We start from the raw sequence: 18540 nt of genomic DNA on the forward strand, positions 1-18540 counted from the left end.
GCCGGCGCCGTCGAGGGGTCAGCCGAGGTCCAGGATCAGGTGCGGCCGGCTCCAGCCGATCCGCCCGTACGGCTCGATGATGCCGGCGTCGCGGAAGCCGCAGCTGCGGTAGAACCCGGCCGACGGCGGGTGTGAGACGACGTGCAGCCGGTGCAGGCCCAGCTTCGCGGCCTCGGCCCGGAGGTCGTCCATCATGAGCCGCCCGATGCCGCGTCCCTGTGCGTCGTCGGCGACGAACATGAAGTCGACCTCACCCTCGCCCGGCCCGCCGCGCCCGGGGACCTGGAGGGTGGCGAACCCGAGCAGCTCACCGTAGGACCCGTGCGCGACGCGGGTCAGGTGCCGCCCGATGTACGCGGCGTCGATGGTCTGGTTCGCGACCATCACCCGGTAGTCGCCGGAGTACGCGCTCGACGTGCGCACCATGGCGGTCAGCGCCTGGGTCTCCGCGATCGTCGCCGGCGCGATCTCCACCTGCAGCGTGTTCGTCATCGTCGTCTCCTCCTGCGACAAATACCCCGTGGGGGTAACACTAGATACCCGGGAGGGGTATGCGCAAGAGATGGGCGATGGGAACGTGCCTGGGCACGCCGAGCAAGGCCCCCGCACGGCGCCGTGGCGACGCCGTGCGGCGGGGCGGCTCAGCCGCGGCCGGCGGACACGTCCACCGGTGCCGCGTCCGCCGGCTGCGGGGAGCGCAGCGTGACGGCGGCCAGCAGCGCGCCGACGACGGCGATGCCGGCGGCGCCGAGGAACGCGGCCGAGAACCCGTCCGACAGCGCGGGCAGGTCGCCGAGCCGGTCTGCGCCGTAGGCCGACGCGACGGCGGTCATCGCGGCCAGGCCGAGGGCGGAGCCGATCTGGTAGCTGGTGTTGACGATGCCCGATGCCAGCCCGCCCTCCTCGGGCCGGGCCGACGAGATGGCCGTGCCCAGGGAAGGGATGAAGGCCAGTGACATGCCGAGTGCCGCGACCAGCGACGCGGGCAGCACGTCCACCCAGAACGAGCCGCCGGGCCGGATCAGTGACAGCCAGGCCAGGCCCGCGGCGAGCATCGCCAGGCCGGTCACGATCATCGCCTTGGGTCCGTACCGGCCGATCGCCCGAGGCGCGAGCGCGATCATCCCGATCATGATCAGCGCGGTCATCGGCACCAGCGCGGCACCGCTGGGGAACGCACTGTACCCCAGCACCTGCTGCAGGTAGAGGTTCAGGAAGAACCACATCGGGATCCACGCGCCGCCGAGCAGCAGCTGCGCGAGGTTCGCGGCGCCGAGGTCCGGCGTCCGGAAGATCGACAGCCGCATCAGTGGCGCACGCCGTGCGGCCTGGAGCGCCACGAACACGCCCAGCAGGACGACGGCCCCGGCGAGGACCAGCCAGGTGGAGGCGGAGCCCCAGCCGGCCTCCGGCGCGCGGACGATCGCGTAGACGGCCGTGCCGAGACCGGCCGTCACGGTCAGTGCTCCCAGCACGTCGACGCCGCCGCGGGCGCCGGCACCGCCCGAGGGCATGAGGGCGGGCGTGGCCACGAGTGCGATCAGCGCGATCGGCACGTTGATGTAGAAGACCCACGGCCAGCTGACGTACTCGGTGATGACGCCGCCGAGGAACACCCCGGCGGTGCCGCCGGCCGGCGCGGCCGCGCCGTAGACGGCCAGGGCCTTGGTCAGCTCCCGTGGTTCGGCGCCGAACAGCATCATCAGCAGGGTGAGCGCCGCCGGCGCGATCAGCGCGGCGCCCACGCCCTGCACGGCGCGTCCGGTCAGCTCGACGGCGACGCTGTTCGCCGCGCCGGCCGCGACCGAGCCGGCCAGCAGCACGAACCAGCCGATGCCGAACAGCCGGCGGGCGCCGAACAGGTCCGACAGCCTGCCGCCGAGCAGGAGCAGGCCCCCGAAGGCGACGACGTAGGCGTTGAACACCCAGGAGAGGTCGCCCTGGGCGAAGCCCAGATCCGCCTGGATCTCAGGCAGTGCGACGCCGATGATCGACGTGTCCATGATCACCATGAACTGGGCGGTGGCGATCAACGCCAGGGCGAGCCAGCGGCGCGACGCCGCCGGCGATGGTGCGGAAGACATCGTAGTACTCCCTACCCGTAGGGGGTATATCTCGGAACAAGACGTACCCTAGGGGGGTATGGCACCGGATGCAAGAGGCGTGGGTGAGGTGCGGCGCCCGGCCATCGCAGCCGGCGACGTCGTTCGTCGGCCGGGCCGATGAGGTGCGTGCGGTGACCGACCTGTGCGGGAGCAACCGGCTGCTCGAGACGATCCGGGCGTTCGCCGCTGCCCGCCCAGCGAAGCGCAGCAGGACACCGTCGTTCCTGATCGGCACCTGCGGTGGTACGTCGACCTCGCCGCGGCCGCGGATGCCTGGCGGGAGGGCGACCCCGGCCGCCGGCGACAGCCGGTTCTGCCGCTGTGCGATCTGCGTGACGTCGCGGCCGTGCGGATCACGCCAGGCGCCGTCGTCGCGACCGCGGCTCCTTGACCGCGGCGGCGTGTCAGCGGGCAGCGCGGTGCTGGTCAGGATGCCGCGAGTGCAACCGGCGGATGGCTCGTCGTCGGGCAGATGCGGCTGCGGTCGACGTTCGCGCGTCGGGTCGGGTCCGCTGGACCTGCGCCCTGCCGGCAAAGACGTCAGCAAGCAGATGCCGCAGCACGGCCAGGACGCCCGCAAGATCCGATGGCCGGGTGACCCGCTGCCACCCCCGCCGGGCCCGCTCGTGGTCGCCTTGCTCGAGGAGCAGGCGGAGATCGGGCATCACGGCTGCCACGCCCCGGTCGTCGGCCGCCTGGTCGTACCACCGTTCGGCCTCGTCGTGGCGGCCCTGTTGCTCGAGGAGCAGGCCGAGGTTGATCATGGCGACGACGTCGCCTCGGCGTTCGGCGGCGCGCTGCCAGGCCAGCTCGGCCACGTCGAACCGGCTGTGCACGACCGCGGCGGCGTACCCGACCGTGACGAGCTGGTCGCCGGCGCCTGCGACCACAGCCGCCCACGTGGCATCCGGGACCGGCCGGCCCGCGTCGGCCAGGTGGTCGACGATGAAGTCGAAGGCGCGCCAGCCCGTGGGCGTCGGCTCGAGGAGCGCTACTGTCTGGTCGATCATCTCGCCCGCCCATGCCAGCGCGCCTCCCGCGTCGCCGTCCGGATCGCGCTGGACCGACGGTGGCAGGTAGGCGGGCGCGAGCCCACGGAGCACCGGCTCGGGCACGATCTCGAGGCCGGCGCGCCGCCAGTCGGCAGCCGCCCGGACCATGGCCGTCGCCAGTGGATGCTGTGACTCACCGGTGTTGAACCGTTCGACGGCGAGGACCCCTCCGCCGATGTACTCGGCAAGACCGTACCGGGCGATCCCGGCTCGCATCTTCGGGTCGCTGACCCGTGACGCCAACCGCCTGCGCTCGTTCTCGTCCTGGTGGATCCAGACCGTGCGGAACCTCTCGAGCAGCTCCCACTGCGGCGGGTGGAGGTCGCGCGTCGGCAAGAACTGCTCGTACGCCGAGGCGCGCATGGTGGCGACGACGACGTTCCCGGCGCGCACTGCGCGGTCGAGCCACTCGATCCGGAAGTGGTCCGGACCAAGGTAGCGTTCGAGGTCGTCGAGCCAGATGGCCGCGTCGACAGGGGTGGCGCCGACGCCGAACAGCTGAGAGAGGCCACGCGGTGGTGTGGGGATGACGAGCGGACGGTCGCCGAAATGGCGGCGGAGCAGCTCGGCGCCGAGCCTGGACTTGCCGACCATGGAATGCCCCAGCACCAGCACCGGCTCGCGCAGCCGGAGCAGCTCCACCACCGCGGCCTGCGCGTCACGTTCGATGTAGGGAATGTAGATGTGCGAGCGGTGGACGCCGAACTCACTGAGCGTGACATCGGCGACTCGTTGCAGGTCGCTGGCCTGCACGGATGTGCGAACCGTGGATTCGACGGCCTGGTCCCGCCAGTCGGCATGGGCGGCGCGCTGCCTCAGCCATGACACAGAGGGCAAGCCCACCGCGACAAGACTGGTGAGCGTGAGGACGAGCCACCATGGAGCATCGGTCCAGAACTGCGCCGCGACGGCGCTCAGCATCACCGCGACTGTCAACACCAACAGTCGTGCCGATTGCTGCTGCGAGGACCGCCAGCGGACCCCGCGGTCGCGTGTCACGACTCACTCCCTGCATCCCGTGATCTATTGTGCCCCTTTTTGATCAATTTCTACCAGTTACGGCTCGCGTCAACTCGATCGGCGTCGTGGGCTCCTTCCTGGTAGCAGCGCATGTCGATCTACGGCTCATGCGGAAAGCAAGATCGATACGGTGGTGATCAACGAGTGCGGGTGGTCCAGTGCCCGGCTGTGCCGTCTGGGTAGGGTCGGGCAAATGCCCGAGCTGAAGCAGCTGCATGCTGGTCATGCCTCGGCGGTGCTGGCCTTCGAGCTGGCGAACCGCGCCTACTTCGCTGCCTCGGTCTCCGACCGCGGTGACGACTACTTCGACCAGTTCACCGACCGGTACAACGCCTTGCTGGCTGAGCAGGAGGCCGGCATCTGCGCCTTCTACGTGCTCGTCGCCGAGGACGGATCGGTGCTAGGCAGGTTCAATCTGGTCGACATCGAGGACCGTATTGCGGAACTCGGCTACCGGGTCGCGCAGCACGTTGCTGGCCGTGGCGTGGCGACCGCGACTGTTCGGGAGCTGTGCTTGCTGGCGGCGTCGCGGCACGGTCTGCGCACCCTGCGGGCGGCGGCCGCCCACCAGAACGTCGCGTCGCAGAAGGTGCTGGCCAAAGCCGGGTTCGTCCCGGTCGGCCCAGCCGACCCGGCCCACCTCGGCGGTAAGCCAGGCACCTGGTATCAGTGCGATCTGGTGCTCCAGCCCTAGGCCGCGATCTTGCTGGTGGGGACGGGCCGGCGCAGGTTGCCGCCAGTGCCGACCACCGACAGTCTTCCCCCCGTTGATCTTGGAGTTGTTCGGGCAATGCGGGCGATATGTCCGATAGATGGCCGAACAACTCCAAGATCAACGAAAGGGCGGGGCCGCACGACTGCGGGTGAAAGAACGCTCGACGACGGCACCGCGACCCACGCATTCGTCGGGATCGTCCCGGGGCGCATCACTCCGCAGATCGCGGCGGCGCTCGGTCTCGACATCGATCAGGGTGTGCTCGTTACCGATGTCGTGGACGACGGACCGGCCGCGCGAGCCGGACTCGAACGCGGCGACATCATCACCGCCATCGCCGGCGAGCCGGTTCCGACGATCGAGGACTTCCTCGGGCATGCTCGGCATGAGCCGGGGTTCTACGAGGCGCATCGCGTGGTGGCCACCGGTCCTGGCTCGAGACACGAGCGCGACAACGACGACGGCTGGGCGTAAGAGCGGCGAGGGCACCCGACGAGAAGCTCATGCGCGTTGACGATCCCGGATGCTCGCAAGAAGGCCGGTCGCGGTGCGGCACAAAGGCGAAGCGTGGCTCAGCGTCCACCGACTGGACTCAACGATGCTGGGGCAGCGCTCTATTTAGCACCAGAGATAGTGGCGCGCCCATAGTCGTGGGCCAGACCGACACGTGCCGGTGAGTCGCGGCGCCTTCCCCTGATCGAACGAGTGTCGCGTCCGGTTCCCGAGGTCGGCGGCGGAGGATTCGCCGGCCTGGGTGAAAGACGCAGCTCATCCTGGGCAACGCTGTGGCGCGGCGACAACACGATCCACCTCGACCGCGATCCCGCCGAGGTGGCCGGTGCTCAGCCTACGATTCTGAGATCGTCCAGACCCGCGAACTTCACATGCCGGGATGGCGCATCCTGTGGAGCGACAGACGCGCCACGACCCCGGCACGCGGTTGCGTGTCGGTGAGCATCTCACTGCGGCAGACGCGAACGGACTCCACGAGCAAGCGGGCGAGAAGCTGATTCCGTTCGGTCAGCTTCGACGATGCCACCGTGTGGACCGCGAGCCACAACGCCGTCGTGCCAGCCCACAGGTGCGTGGATCGTCCTCCGTTCAGGCGGTCGAGATGTCGTTCCGCCCGCCTGAGTTGCCGCCAGAGGCGGCGTGACAGCGGGTCCACCTCGAGCGCGATTCGTGTGCAAGTGACGACGAGTCGCGGAAGCACGAGCGGGGAGGTCGTGGCGGTGCCGATCAGGTCAGGAGCAAGGATCGCCAGCTGCGGCCGGGCCGCGTCAGAGATCAGGTCATTGACCAGGCGCGCCACGTGGGCGAGGTGCGGATGAGTGCACTGTGGATGATCGCTGAACGGCTCACCGGCGAGCACGGACGCGTATTCCATCAGGCACACGCCGTCCTGAGGGTCGAAGTGTCGTGCCGCACCGAGCACGGGGAGGTGGTCGGGTACGCGAAGCTCGTCGGCCATGGCGCGGTCCCCCTTGATCGCGGAGCGTGGATTTGGTGGCCCCTACCCGGTCGCCCGGTGCCCTAACGGTGTCCGTCTCCGTTCGCCGTCGGCGAGCCTCGCCGCGATGCGCCGGGCTCCTACGTCGCGCTCATGAAGCACCGCGTCGTCGAGCTGATGCTCATCGGGACCCTGCCGGCGCTGGCCGAGCTCGGGCTGGCGTCGCTGGTTCTGGTGTGTTTCGGAAACGGCTCCGGGAGCCCGCGTCAGCGACCGCTCGGATTCCACGATCGCTCGAAAGAGAACAGTCCCGGGCTTCGAGCTTCGTGCATCAGCTCAAGGCGTTCGTCGAGCAACGCGTCCATCGACTCGCTGATCTGCAGCGCATCGACGGGATCGTCGTGACGACGGAGGTCCTTGGCGAGCTCACGCAGCGTTTGGTCGATCCGGCGGATGTCGGATGCATGTGGTTCGATCATGGTGGTTCCCGTGGTGCGGAGGCTTACCTACCTGCGTACTTCAGACCCGTGCCCCGTCCCGCCCGTAGGAAACGGGATGTTCGGCCCGCATGGGCCGGCGTTCGCCGATTGTGAAGAGTCCCCGGCCGCCACCGGGTGCGAGCCGCTCGTCTACGCCCGGTGATTTGCCCGATCTCGTCGACCCGGCTCGCCTGATGCGCCGATACATGCGGATTCGTGGCCACGACGGTCAGAACCGAAGGGACGCACTCCAACATCCAACCCGCCGGTATGGAGCTGAGTCGGGGCGGCTGAGTCGTCCGTGCTCGGTCGTCCGATCTCGTGGATCAGCTCCGATCGTCGGCCATGCACCCGAGGTGCTCCGCGCACGTGACGGGAGGGAGGCAGTTGGGGCTGCGGGTCGGCGCCGGCAGCCTCGGCGAGGCAGCGTTGGACCACGACGCCGAGCCGCGGCATCGGACCCCCCTTCCGCGCGCCGCACTCGATATCGACACCGGGGATCGAGCGGCGCCAAGATCGCGGCCCAGGGTCACGCGCCGAGCGTCGGAGTCTGGTCGCTGTGGATCGACGAGGCGCGCGGAGCTCAGCAGTGTGGAGGGCCTGCGCAACGTCACGTTCGCGGTCGCCGAAGGGCAGACGCACGCGTTCCCCGACGCGGCATTTCGACCTGGTGATGAGAAACGACTCGGTTCTGATCTGCGCGCTCGTCGCGGCGCAGGTTGGTCACCCGGTTCTTGCCGGGCCTTCGATCTCGATCATCTCCGACCTGCCGGTGTCCTGCGTGTCGGCGAGCATGGCCAATGCCGACGAGAGGGCGAGTACAGCCAGGATGAATGCCAAGATGAGCCGTTGGGGCGTCGCTTCGTCGACCAGCCAGCGTCGCAACGGCCCGAGAGGTTTGTGGGCGGACATGGCTCCTCCACCCAGCCTGCAGAGAGCATTCGTGTGGAGCTGTGACACCTCCACACTATCCCGGAGTTCTGTTTCCATCCCCCGACGTCCGCCGACCGTCCACGGCGGCACGGGTCGATCGACTGTGCCACGGTTGATCCGATCCGTGCCTCGCGGCGCTGCCCGGGTGCCCGATCATGGAGGCTGGACGCTGCCAGTCGAAAACATTGCCGCCGGTGACGGCTGTCGCGATCAAGGGCGCACCAGTAGTCCGACCAGCTGTCCGCAACCGTACCGCCCCAGCAGACGGCAACGACCGCAATCACCACGACGATCACCGCCGAGAAACGCGCGTGCCGCGCGCACAGCATCGAGTCCGACCGCGACGATGGCGGCGACGACAGCCGTCGCCACACTGGCCAAGGGCCCGACGACGGAGATCCGGAAGTCCGCACCGGGCGTCCGCGGCTCACCCTCGAGCTCGGCGACCCCGCCGAACAGCCACAGCGTGATGCCCTCGACTTCGATGCCGTTGCGCCGTGCGACCACGGCGTGGGAGACCTCGTGCGCCGGCAGCGAGGCGAAGAACAACACCGAAGTGACCAGCGCCGCGAGCACATACGCGACGGTGCTGCGTCCCGGGTGCACGGCCGGGAAGCGGCCGAAGGCCAGGCCGATCGTCATCGCGCTCGATGCCGCGGCCGACATGTCGGCGGGCGTCCTACCCGCCCGACGCGACGCCACCGGCCCGTGTCGATTCGGGCGCCCTTGCCGGTTTCGCGTTCGTCCCGTTGATGATCGCCACGTTGGCACTCGGCGCCAACATCGACACCGCGGCCGAGGATGCTCCCGAGAAGTTCCTCGCCTACTACAGCGACTCGGCCAACCAGGCACGTGGCTGGCTCGCACTGAGCAGGGGAACGCTGGCGGCGTTCATCTTCCCGTGGTTCTTGGTGCGGCTCAAGCTCGCGCTCGATACGGCCGGACGCTCGCGTGGGAACCCGGGTCTCCTGGCATTCGGGGGTGGCCTGGTCTTCACCAGCATCCTCCTCGTCCACCTCGTGGTGAGCAACGCCATCGGGCTGACTGTCGACTTCTCGGAGAGCTACCGACTGGACCCCAACGTCGCGATGCTGCTCGGGAACATGTCATACTTCCTGCTCTCGATCGGGATGGTCGGAATCGCCGTGCTCCTGCTCGCGACCGCGGTCACCGCGCGCCGTATACGCCTTCTCCCTGCGTGGCTGACATGGCCCGCCATCGTCATCGCGCCGCTGTCGCTTGCGACGGCCGAGCTATTCCTCCTGCCGCTGCTGCTGTTCCTCGCCTGGATGCTCGGCGCCAGCGTTGTCCTGACGCGACAGCGGAAGGCTGACACCCGCGGACACCGTCGACCTGAGCCGGATCCGGCGGTGTCGGCGCCGGCGGTCGACCACCGTCAGGTGTAGCTGTCGGGCCGGATGTTCTGGTTGACGCGGAACAGGTTGCCGGGGTCGTAGCGGCGTTTGACCTCGACGAGCCGGCGGTGGTTGTGCTGGTAGTTCGCCTGGATCTGCGCGGGGTCGTCGTCGGAGGAGAAGTTGACGTAGCCGCCTGCCATTGCGCTGGGCCGCAGCGCCTCATAGTAGGCGCGCGTCCAGGTGATGTTGGCGGCGTCGTCCGCGGGTTCGTGCCAGGTCGCGCCGATCCCGACGGCGAGGTTGGCGTCGCGGTACCCGAAGGCGGTCTCGTTCGGGCCGACGCGGTGGCATGCCCTGTCGATGGGGAAGATGAGCGTGGCGGACTCCGGCGTCGGCAACGTCCGAGCGAAGGAGATGTGTACGTCGATCGCTGCGTCCGACAGGCTCGCGTTGAAGCACCCTTTCCAGTAGTGGCGCAGCCCGAAGGGCAGTAGGTCGTCGAACAAGGTGTTGATCACTGGGTAGGGCATGCGGTCGACGAACTGACCGACCGCCGGTCCGAGCTGTTCGAGGCGGCCGCGGATCTGGTCGTCCTGGTCGCGCGGGCCGCTCCAGCACGTCAACACCGCACACACGGGTTTGCCGTGCCATGCCTCGGGAACAAAGGGCGCCGGTGGGGCTTGCACGAGCCCGAGGACGAGGTTCAGTTCGTCGGGGGCGTCGGCCAGGAGGTCGAGGTATTCGTGTACGACGTCGCTGTCCAGCGGATAGAAGGTCGGGCCGCCGAGAATGTCCGCGACCGTGTGGAGGCGGTACTCGAACGACGTCACGACCCCGAAGTTCCCGCCGCCGCCGCGCAGTGCCCAGAACAGGTCGGGGTGCTCGTCCGCGCTGCACACGAGCAGGCGCCCGTCGGCTGTGACGACGTCCGCGCTGATGAGGTTGTCGCAGGTCAGCCCACACCGCCGCGCGAGGTGGCCCAGCCCGCCGCCCAGGGTCAACCCGGCGATGCCGGTGGTGGACACCATCCCGCCGGTGACGGCGAGCCCGAACGCATGGGTGGCGTGGTTGAGGTCGCCCCACGTCAGTCCCGGCTCGGCGCGCACGGTCTGGCTCTGCGGGTCTACCCGCAGCCCCCGCATCGGCCCCAGGTCGAGCACGATCCCGCCGTCGGAGGTGGCGAAGCCTGCGATGCCGTGGGAGCCGCCTCGCACCGCCAGCACCAGCTCGTGGTCACGGGCAGCAGCCACGGTCGCGGCCACGTCGGCGGCGCTTTCGGCGCGCACTACCGCCGCGGGCCGGCGATCGTGGATCGTGTTGTAGATCGTGCGCGCCTCGTCGTAACCGTCATCGCCCGGTTCGACCACCGAGCCGCGCACCGCAGCGCGTAGATTCTCGACCACCCTCGGGTCGACGGACATGTCGGTGAGCGCCATCGCCTGCCTCCCAACCTCGGCTCATCACCGAGTGTGGATCGGCGCGGACGGCGAGCGCCTCGCGCGAACACCCCAACTCGTCGAGGCAGCCCATGGGCCGAACGCACTATGCAGTGGCGCTCAGGCCAGGCCGTTGGTGTAGGCGAAAGCCGCCGCGGCAGCGCGGGTGGACACGCCGAGCTTGGCGTAGATGTTGTCCAGATGGCGCGACACGGTGTTCGCGCTGATGACCAGCTCCGCCGCGATGTCGCGGTTGGTCTTGCCCGCGGCCACGAGCCGAAGCACATCGAGCTGACGCGTGGTGAGCCCGGCAGGCAGGTCGCGCCGCGAGCCGAGGAGCTCTTCGACCCGCCGCAGACCGGCGGACGACCCGAGCCGCTCGAAGACCGACCGCGCAGCGCGTAACTCGAGCTCGGCGGTGTCATCGTCGCCGGCGGCCCGATACGCGGTCGCGAGCACCAGCCGGGCCTGCGCTGCCTCGTAGGGCAACTGCAGGTCGAGCCACAGCGTGCGGGCGCGGCGTAGCCGAGCGAGCGCGTCGGCTATGTCGTCGCCGGCGACGGCCACGGTTCCGCTCGCCTGCAGCGCCAGCGCCTCGAGCAGCCGTGATCCGGACGCACCGGCCATCGCCTCGAGGTGACGTGCCGCGTCGTGGCCGGTCTCGACGTCGCCGATGGCCACGCTGACCTCAGCTTGGGCGGCCAAGAGCCGTGCCCTGCTGAGAAGACCCCAGTCGCCGCTGGCCAGACAGGCAGCCAGGGCCGTGGCGGCCGCTTGCGCCTTCCCCTGGGCGAGACGGAGCAGGGCCAGGCCCGGCTGCGGGTCGCGTCCGAGTTCGTGGGCGGTGAGAAATGCCTTCTCGGCGCCGGGTAGGTCTCCCATCCGCCGGCGCAGCTCACCGGCGACGTAGAACGACTCGCCTGCCATGTTCGGGTGGTAGTTCATCAGCTCTCGGCAGGCGAGCACGGCCTCCGTCCCGGCTTCGTCCCAGGCGCCGCCCAGACCGAGCAGCTCGACGTGATGGACCCGGCACAGGCCGTGGAAGGGCGTCCCGGCCGGAAGCGTCGCACACCACGCCATGGCGGCGTCGTTCCAGGCGGTCGCGCGACCCATATCGGACAGCTCAAAGCAGATCGGCACGGCGAGGCAGTACAACCAGCCCGTCACCAGATCGCCGAGCACACCCGCCATGACGTCGCACATGACCTCGTCGAGACGGGCCAGACCCGCCGCCGTGTCGCCGCCGGCGATACGCAGCCGGCCCTCGAGCAGGCGAGCCATCGCGACCACATCCGGGCTCTCGCAACGTGCGCCGACCTCGGCCATGTGCCGAGCCAGCCGCAGCGCCTGCTCGTGGTCTCCGGCCCGGGCCGCGAGCTCGGCATCGGCGAAGCAGAGGAAGCCCTGCTCTTCGCACTCCGGCAGATCGGCCAAGTGCCGCCGCGCCTTGGTCAACCAGCCCGCGGCCAGCGCGTCCTTGCCGATGAACCCGTACTCCGTCGCCAACATCCAGGCGTTGTAGCCGGCCCGGCGCCCATCCCCGGCCGCGACGTACGCTGCGTGGGCTCGCCGACGGACTGCCAGCGACTCCTCGACCCGCGACAACCACCAGGCCGCATCGGCGAGTGCCTCCAGACCGGTGGCCCCGAGCGACGCAGGGTCCTGATCATGCAGCAGCCGGTACACCTCGGGCCACACCCCACGGCCGGCCTCGGTCCAAGCCCTCCGCACCGCCGCACGATCCGCGGGCATCGGCACCCTCCCCGATGGATCATCCCGATTCACCGTACACCTGTCGCCCCGGCCTGACACGCCCTCGAACAACGCCATCCTCGTCCAGGCGGCCGCACACCAATCACTGAGAAGTGCGCCATGTACGACAGCGCCACCGCGTCCCGCTCGGCCGGCCCGGCGCAGCGCTCCCGCCTCGACTGGGGCGCGGGCTCGCCTCTTCGCGGTCGTCCGCGTCAGCCTTGACGTTCTCCAAGGTGGGCCGCCCGTCTCTCTGGCGACCCCGCTCCGGCCGTTGCCGGTGTTGCCCGCGGCCTGGGAAGAAGTGCTGGTGCCGCGACGGGCCGGGGAAGCTCTTGGGCAAGCGATGCCCCGATCTGACCATCTCCGACGTCGACCGGCGCTCTGGCGAGACGAAGCAGCGCTGGTCGCCCAACCACGGCCGCTGGTACGCCCGCCACGAGGCGTTGCGTGGGGGGCAGGCTGGGTGGACTCCGGCAGGGTCTTCACCTACGAGGACGGCTCCGCCCTGAAGCCCGGATACGTCTCCGACAATTTCGAGCGGCTCTCCGCGGCCGCGCAACTGCCGCCGGTCCGGTTCCACGATTTGCGCCACGGCTCGGCCACCATGCTGCTGGCCGCCGGCGTCGACATGAAGGTCGTCTCAGAGATCCTCGGCCACGCGTCGAGCGCGTTCACCGCGGACGTTTGCACGTCGGTGGCTGAGGAACTGGCCGAGCAGGCGGCAGCCGTCATCGCGGCCTTCATCCCGCGGAGGGTGAAGGCCCGCGCCGCTGACGCTCGTTCCAGCAATGTTCCAGCACACCCCTCTTCAGAGAGGGGCCTGAGCAGTGGCTTGGGCTGAAGCTACAGGTCAGGAGGGGTAGCCCGGGTGGGACTCGAACCCACAGGCACCGCATTTTGAGTGCGGCGGCTTTGCCAGTTTGCCTACCGGGCCGCGCGCTCGGCCGCGACAGAGGCCCAGCCTACCCTTATCCGTAACATGCGCCGAGTAGGCTTCCCGGGTGACCGAAACGCCTACGCCAACCGCGCCCGCCCGACGTGTTCTCGTCGCCGAGGACGAGTCGCTCATCCGCCTCGATCTCATCGAGATGCTGGGTGAGGAGGGGTACGAGGTGGTCGGAGAGGCCGCCGACGGCGCCAGCGCCGTACGGCTGGCCGAGGAGCACCGCCCCGACCTCGTCGTCATGGACGTGAAGATGCCGGTGCTCGACGGCATCTCCGCCGCGGCCCGCATCGTCGAGCAGCGCATCGCCCCCGTGCTCATCCTGACCGCCTTCTCCCAACGTGACCTCGTCGAGCGCGCCCGCGACGCGGGGGCGATGGCGTACCTGGTGAAGCCGTTCAGCAAGGCCGACCTCGTGCCGGCCATCGAGATGGCGCTGTCGCGGCACGAGGAGCTCACCCAGCTCGAGAACGAGGTCGCCGACCTCAACGAGCGGCTCGAGACGCGCAAGCTGGTCGACCGCGCGAAGGGCATCCTGCAGACGAGGTACGGGCTCAGTGAGCCCGACGCGTTCCGGTGGATCCAGAAGGCAGCCATGGACAAGCGCACGTCCATGCGCGACGTGGCGAAGGTCGTTCTGTCCGAAGGCGAGTCGAAGAGCTGACATGTCCGTGCGTCGTGGCGCGGGGTGGGCCGCGCTGACGGCGGCCGCCGCGCTGCTCTCGTCGTGCGGCATGGTCGGCGCCCTGGGCGACGACGACGCCGGCGCGCAGACGGCCACAGTCGGCGTGCTCGTGCCCGCCAGCGGCTGGCAGCAGGCCGACGGCGAGGCGGTGCTGGCGGCGGTCCGCGCCGCCGTCGAGCAGACGGCGGACGACATCGCCGGCTGGACGGTCGAGGTCGTCGCCGTCGACGAGGACGAGAAGGGCCAGGCTGCGGCCGACGCCGTCACCGAGCTGGTCGACGGTGACGCGGTCGCGGTGATCGGCGGGCTGACGACGCCGGGCGTGCGGGCCGCGCAGCCGATCCTGGACGACGAGAACGTGCTGTTCGTGTCGCCGGCCGATGTCGTGCCGGCGCACACCCTGGGCGCCGACCCGAGCGCGCCGCTGCGTCCGTACCGCTCGTACTTCCGGACGGCGGTCGGCGCCGAGCCGCCGGCCGCGGCGCTGGCCCGGTACGCCGTCAGCGGGCTGCGCGCCGAGGCCGTCGCGGTCGTCGACGGGGGAGACCCGGCCGAGGTGCGGGCGTTCACCGAAGCCGTCGACGACGCCGGCGGCACGGTCGTGGCCCGCGGCGCCGACGTCGCCACCGTCGTCGCGACGGCGAAGACAGAGGGCGCCACCGCCGTCTTCGTGGCCGGGGACCCGGAGGTCGCGGCCCAGGTCGACCGTCAGATCCGCAGCGCGCGGCTGGACGCGACCCTGCTGGGGGCGACGGCGTTCGGCGGCGACTTCGCCGATGACGGAGGCGAAGGGGCGGTGCGGGCGGAGCCGGCCGAGCTGGACGCGACGGCGGGGGTGCGGTCGGGCCAGTTGGCCGAGGACGTCGGTGTGCCGCTGGGGGACTTCGGCGCGGCCGCCTACGACGCCGGGACCGCGGTCGGCACGGTGCTGGCGCGCTGCCTGCCGCCGGCCAGTTCGGCGTCGTCGGCGCGGCGCGGCTGCCTGGGCGAGATGAGCCAGCTGGACTTCGCCGGCGCCACCGGAGAGGTCTCGTTCGACGAGTACGGCGACCGCACCGGAGGCAGCATCCGGTTCAGCGTGCTGCGGGACGGGACCTGGGAAGTCGTCGGTGTTGATGGCTGATGTCCAAGGTCACAGTGTCCTAACAAGATGATCCTGGTTGGCTACCGCTACTACGCTTGGGCCCCCGCACGGCATAGGTTTCGGAAGTCATCGCAGATTCAACCGGCGGCTGGTGACGGCGGCCGGCTCGGCGAAGGAGACATCTCATGACCCGCACATCGCGACTGTGGCGGTCTCTTGCCGTCGCCGGAGCGGCCTCGCTCGTGCTGGCCGCTTGCGGTGGCGACGACGACGGCGGCACGGACGACGAGTCGCCCGGGGCTGGTGGCGACGGCGGCACGGCAACCAGCGAGGAGCCGCTGCGGCTCGGCACGCTGCTCCCCGAGACCGGCAACCTCGCCTTCCTCGGCCCGCCGGAGTTCGCCGGCGTCGACCTCGCGATCCAGGAGATCAACGAGGCCGGTGGCGTGCTCGGCCACGAGGTCGAGATCACGCACACCGACTCCAGCGACGCGAGCAACTCCGCGGTCACCCAGCAGTCCACCGACCAGCTGCTCAACGAGGGCGTGGCCGCCATCATCGGTGCCGCGTCGTCCGGTGTGTCGTTCACGGTGCTCGACCGCATCGTCCAGGACGAGACCATCATGTTCTCGCCGGCGAACACCTCGCCCGACTTCACCACGTACGAGGACGACGGCCTGTACTTCCGCACGGCGCCGTCCGACGTGCTGCAGGGCCAGGTGCTCGGCGACACCATCCTCGGTGACGGCCACGCCAACGTCGCGATCCTGAACCTCGACGACGCCTACGGCAACGGCCTCGCGCAGTACCTCACCGAGACGCTCGAGAGCGGTGGCGGCACCGTCGCCGAGCACATCGTCTACGACCCGCAGGCGTCCAGCTACACCTCCGAGGTCAGCCAGGTCGCCGCGGCGGCGCCCGACGCCATCGCGCTGATCGGCTTCGAGGAGACCGTCACGATCATCCCCGAGCTGGTCACCCAGGGCATCGGCCCGCAGACGATCCCGCTGTACTTCGTCGACGGAAACCTGTCGAACTACGGCGACCAGCTGCCGGCGGGCACGCTCGAGGGCAACAAGGGCACCCTGCCGGGCGCGGAGACCGGGGCGGACTTCCAGGAGCGGATGCTGCAGATCAACCCGGACCTCCAGGACTTCAGCTACGGCCCGGAGTCCTACGACGCGACGATGCTGCTGGCCCTGGCGGCCCTCCAGGCCGAGTCGGTCGAGAGCCGCGACATCGCTGACAACCTCGTCGCCGTCTCCCGCGAGGGCACCGAGTGCTCCGGCTTCCAGGAGTGCGCGGACCTGCTCGCCGACGGCGAGGACATCGACTACCAGGGCGTGTCCGGCCCGGTCGAGTTCACCGATGCCGGCGACCCCGAGACGGCCACCATCGGCGTCTACCAGTACGGCCCGGACAACACCTACACGCCGCTGGACTACGTCGAGCGGTCCATGACGGAGTGACCTGAGGTCACGTCAGCGAAGGCCCCGCCGGGTGCACTCGGCGGGGTTTTTCGCGCCCCGAACCGCCGCGTGATACGACCGTTGACACTTTATACATCACTCTTGTACGTTCCTCGTTCAAGGCGCCGAAATCACCCCAGCCGACCCATTTCGACATCCATCCTGCCTTCACGCGACCACTCTGGTCGCGTCCAGGTCAGCGGTTCCGGCGACGGCGCCACGCCGCTCATCCCCCCAGCTCAGACGACTGTTCGGCCCCTTGTTGGCCGCAGTGAGGAGCGATTGCGATGTGCGACACCGACCACAACGAACCCGTCCACAGCCCGCAGTTCAGCCGGCGCCAGGCGATCGGAATCGGCGCCGCCGCGGCCGCCGCCGCGACCGTCGTCCCCGGGCTCACCGGCCGGCAGGCCGCATACGCCGCGGAGGAGGTGAGCCCGGAGAACTACGAGGCGCCCACCGGCCTGGCGATGGACAGCAACGCCAAGAACACCGCGCTCGGCGTCATCGACCGGTACGCGGACTCGATCACCGGCCTCAGCGACACCATCTGGGAGTACGCCGAGCCGTCGCTGGCCGAGTGGAACTCCGCGCTCGTGGAGGCGGAGTTCCTGCGCAAGCACGGGTTCCGCATCCAGTGGGCGGTCGGCGGCCTGCCGACGACGTTCGTCGCGACGTTCAGTAACGGCACCGGCAGCCCGGTGATCGGGTTCAGTGGCGAGTACGACGCGCTGCCCGGCGTCTCGCAGAACAAGGGGTCCACCGAGCACGACCCGCTGATCTACGAGGACGACCCGTACTCGCCGAACTACGGGTACGGGCACGGCTGCGGCCACTCGGCGCTGGGTGCGGCCGCGGCGGGCGCGGCGGTGGCGGCGGCGAGCGCGCTGCGCGGGCACCGGCTCGACGGCACCGTCAAGTTCTTCGGGTCGACGGCGGAGGAGCAGCTGGTCGGCAAGTCCTACGACGTCATGAAGGGCGTCTACAACGGCTGTGACGTGTTCGTCGACTGGCATCCCGGGCGCAACACCAGCACCGGCTTCGGCTCGAACAACGCGCTCAAGGCGATGGCGTTCAACTTCAGCGGCACCCACGGCCACGGCGGCAGCCCGCTGGGCAACAAGAACGCGCAGAACGCCGTCCGGGCCCTGACGATGCTCACCGACATGCTGCGCGAGCACCACGTCGCGCCGGCCGGGCGCATCCACCACGCGATCCGGCACTCTGCCGAGGCGCCGAACGTCCACGCCGCGCTGGCCGGCGCCTGGTACTTCGTCCGCGAGGCGACACCGGAACGGGTGGCGATCCTGGCCGAGAAGGTCAGCGACTGCGCCCGCGCCGCCGGCCTCGCGATGCGCATGGAGGTGCACGAGCGCACCGTCGCGAACATCTGGAACATGCTCCCGAACAAGCGCGGCGCCGAGCTCGTCCACGACAACATGGTGCAGATCGGCGCGCCGGAGTTCACCGAGGAGGACCAGGCCTACGGGAAGGGCCTGCAGGCCGCGGCCGGCATCCCCCAGAACGGCTACAGCACCGGCGTCGCCGACCTGCGCCCGCCGCAGGAGTTCTTCACCGGCGGCGGCTCCACGGACGTCGCCGACATCAGCTGGATCGTCCCGACGCTCAGCCTCGGCACCCCGGTCAGCCCTTCCGGGACGGCCAACCACAGCTGGCTGACGACCGGCTCGACGGTGTCGCACGCGGGCCACGTGGCGCTGCTGGCCGCCGCCCGCTACCTCGCCGCCGTCGCCGTCGACCTGTTCACGCAACCGGCGCTGGTGACGGAGATCAAGGAGGAGCACGCCGCCCGCACCGCGAACGTCGAGTGGGCCAGCCTGCTGCCGGCCGACTTCCAGCCCCCAGCCGTCGCGCCGCCGGAGTGGTTCCTGAAGCGGACCGGCCAGAGCTGGCCGAACGGCCAGATCACCTGGCCGCCGGAGCGGATCGTCGGGCACACCAAGTGGGAGAGCCTCGGCCCGCCCATCCCGCCGGGCAACGTCCAGCCCTACGAGTGACGGACGGCGCCGGCCGGGGCTCGCGGGCCGTGACCCAC

General features: G+C 70.1%; 17 protein-coding genes and 1 tRNA gene. 8 read left to right on the forward strand and 10 right to left on the reverse strand.

The window, feature by feature from the left end; all coding sequences use genetic code 11:
• Positions 1-18: 18 nt before the first annotated feature.
• From E1262_RS12170 to E1262_RS12180, 3 genes are all read right to left on the reverse strand, one after another.
• The gene (locus tag E1262_RS12170; RefSeq protein WP_132103405.1) at positions 19-492 is read right to left on the reverse strand and encodes a GNAT family N-acetyltransferase; all 474 of its coding nucleotides are present in this window, start codon (positions 490-492) and stop codon (positions 19-21) included.
• 149 nt (positions 493-641) lie between these two features.
• Positions 642-2084 (reverse strand): MFS transporter, encoded by a 1443-nt coding sequence (locus E1262_RS12175; protein WP_132103406.1) that lies wholly within the window; start codon positions 2082-2084, stop codon positions 642-644.
• A 425-nt stretch (positions 2085-2509) separates the two neighbouring features.
• Positions 2510-3910, reverse strand: a complete 1401-nt coding sequence (locus E1262_RS12180; RefSeq protein WP_132103407.1) for a tetratricopeptide repeat protein — start codon at positions 3908-3910, stop codon at positions 2510-2512.
• Positions 3911-4370: 460 nt separating this feature from the next.
• Between E1262_RS12180 and E1262_RS12185 the strand changes: the two genes are divergently transcribed.
• Both E1262_RS12185 and E1262_RS12190 read left to right on the forward strand, forming a co-directional pair.
• A complete protein-coding gene (locus E1262_RS12185; RefSeq protein ID WP_132103408.1) occupies positions 4371-4871 on the forward strand; it encodes a GNAT family N-acetyltransferase in 501 nt (166 codons plus the stop codon).
• A gap of 45 nt (positions 4872-4916) precedes the next feature.
• On the forward strand, positions 4917-5366 hold the full coding sequence (locus E1262_RS12190; protein ID WP_132103409.1) for a PDZ domain-containing protein: 450 nt from the start codon (positions 4917-4919) through the stop codon (positions 5364-5366).
• Between the two features lie 406 nt (positions 5367-5772).
• Here the strand turns inward: E1262_RS12190 and E1262_RS12195 are convergent, their stop codons facing one another.
• The 4 genes from E1262_RS12195 to E1262_RS12210 all read right to left on the reverse strand — a co-directional run bounded on the left by E1262_RS12195 (position 5773) and on the right by E1262_RS12210 (position 8420).
• Positions 5773-6363, reverse strand: a complete 591-nt coding sequence (locus E1262_RS12195) for a hypothetical protein (protein ID WP_132103410.1) — start codon at positions 6361-6363, stop codon at positions 5773-5775.
• Positions 6364-6608: 245 nt separating this feature from the next.
• Positions 6609-6821 (reverse strand): hypothetical protein, encoded by a 213-nt coding sequence (locus E1262_RS12200; protein ID WP_132103411.1) that lies wholly within the window; start codon positions 6819-6821, stop codon positions 6609-6611.
• A 723-nt stretch (positions 6822-7544) separates the two neighbouring features.
• Positions 7545-7733: a hypothetical protein gene (locus E1262_RS12205; RefSeq protein ID WP_132103412.1), complete on the reverse strand. Its 189-nt coding sequence runs from the start codon at positions 7731-7733 to the stop codon at positions 7545-7547.
• A gap of 231 nt (positions 7734-7964) precedes the next feature.
• Entirely contained in the window at positions 7965-8420 is a 456-nt protein-coding gene (locus E1262_RS12210) for a site-2 protease family protein (protein ID WP_132103413.1), read from the reverse strand.
• A gap of 86 nt (positions 8421-8506) precedes the next feature.
• On the opposite strand from E1262_RS12210, the gene E1262_RS12215 reads away from it, so the two are divergent.
• A complete protein-coding gene (locus E1262_RS12215; RefSeq protein WP_132103414.1) occupies positions 8507-9160 on the forward strand; it encodes a hypothetical protein in 654 nt (217 codons plus the stop codon).
• Here E1262_RS12215 and E1262_RS12220 read toward each other — a convergent pair.
• Both E1262_RS12220 and E1262_RS12225 read right to left on the reverse strand, forming a co-directional pair.
• A complete protein-coding gene (locus tag E1262_RS12220) occupies positions 9151-10548 on the reverse strand; it encodes an FAD-binding oxidoreductase (protein WP_203453794.1) in 1398 nt (465 codons plus the stop codon). The genes E1262_RS12215 and E1262_RS12220 overlap by 10 nt on opposite strands.
• Positions 10549-10668: 120 nt before the next feature.
• Positions 10669-12372 (reverse strand): LuxR C-terminal-related transcriptional regulator, encoded by a 1704-nt coding sequence (locus E1262_RS12225; protein ID WP_132103415.1) that lies wholly within the window; start codon positions 12370-12372, stop codon positions 10669-10671.
• 394 nt (positions 12373-12766) lie between these two features.
• On the opposite strand from E1262_RS12225, the gene E1262_RS12230 reads away from it, so the two are divergent.
• A complete protein-coding gene (locus E1262_RS12230) occupies positions 12767-13144 on the forward strand; it encodes a tyrosine-type recombinase/integrase (protein ID WP_203453795.1) in 378 nt (125 codons plus the stop codon).
• A 19-nt stretch (positions 13145-13163) separates the two neighbouring features.
• On the opposite strand, the gene E1262_RS12235 is transcribed toward E1262_RS12230, so the two are convergent.
• Positions 13164-13237 (reverse strand) — tRNA-Leu (locus tag E1262_RS12235).
• Between the two features lie 67 nt (positions 13238-13304).
• On the opposite strand from E1262_RS12235, the gene E1262_RS12240 reads away from it, so the two are divergent.
• From E1262_RS12240 to E1262_RS12255, 4 genes are all read left to right on the forward strand, one after another.
• Positions 13305-13910 carry an ANTAR domain-containing response regulator gene (locus E1262_RS12240; RefSeq protein WP_238992907.1) on the forward strand — a complete coding sequence of 202 codons (606 nt, stop codon included), beginning with the start codon at positions 13305-13307 and terminating at the stop codon, positions 13908-13910.
• A 1-nt stretch (position 13911) separates the two neighbouring features.
• Complete coding sequence (locus tag E1262_RS12245) at positions 13912-15054, forward strand: ABC transporter substrate-binding protein (RefSeq protein ID WP_132103416.1); 1143 nt, start codon at positions 13912-13914, stop codon at positions 15052-15054.
• Positions 15055-15200: 146 nt separating this feature from the next.
• Positions 15201-16484, forward strand: coding sequence for an ABC transporter substrate-binding protein (locus tag E1262_RS12250; protein ID WP_132103417.1), 1284 nt, complete (start codon positions 15201-15203; stop codon positions 16482-16484).
• 287 nt (positions 16485-16771) lie between these two features.
• On the forward strand, positions 16772-18502 hold the full coding sequence (locus tag E1262_RS12255) for an amidohydrolase (protein WP_132103418.1): 1731 nt from the start codon (positions 16772-16774) through the stop codon (positions 18500-18502).
• The last annotated feature ends 38 nt before the right edge of the window (positions 18503-18540 follow it).

Source organism: Jiangella aurantiaca (genome assembly GCF_004349105.1).
GTDB lineage: Bacteria > Actinomycetota > Actinomycetes > Jiangellales > Jiangellaceae > Jiangella > Jiangella aurantiaca.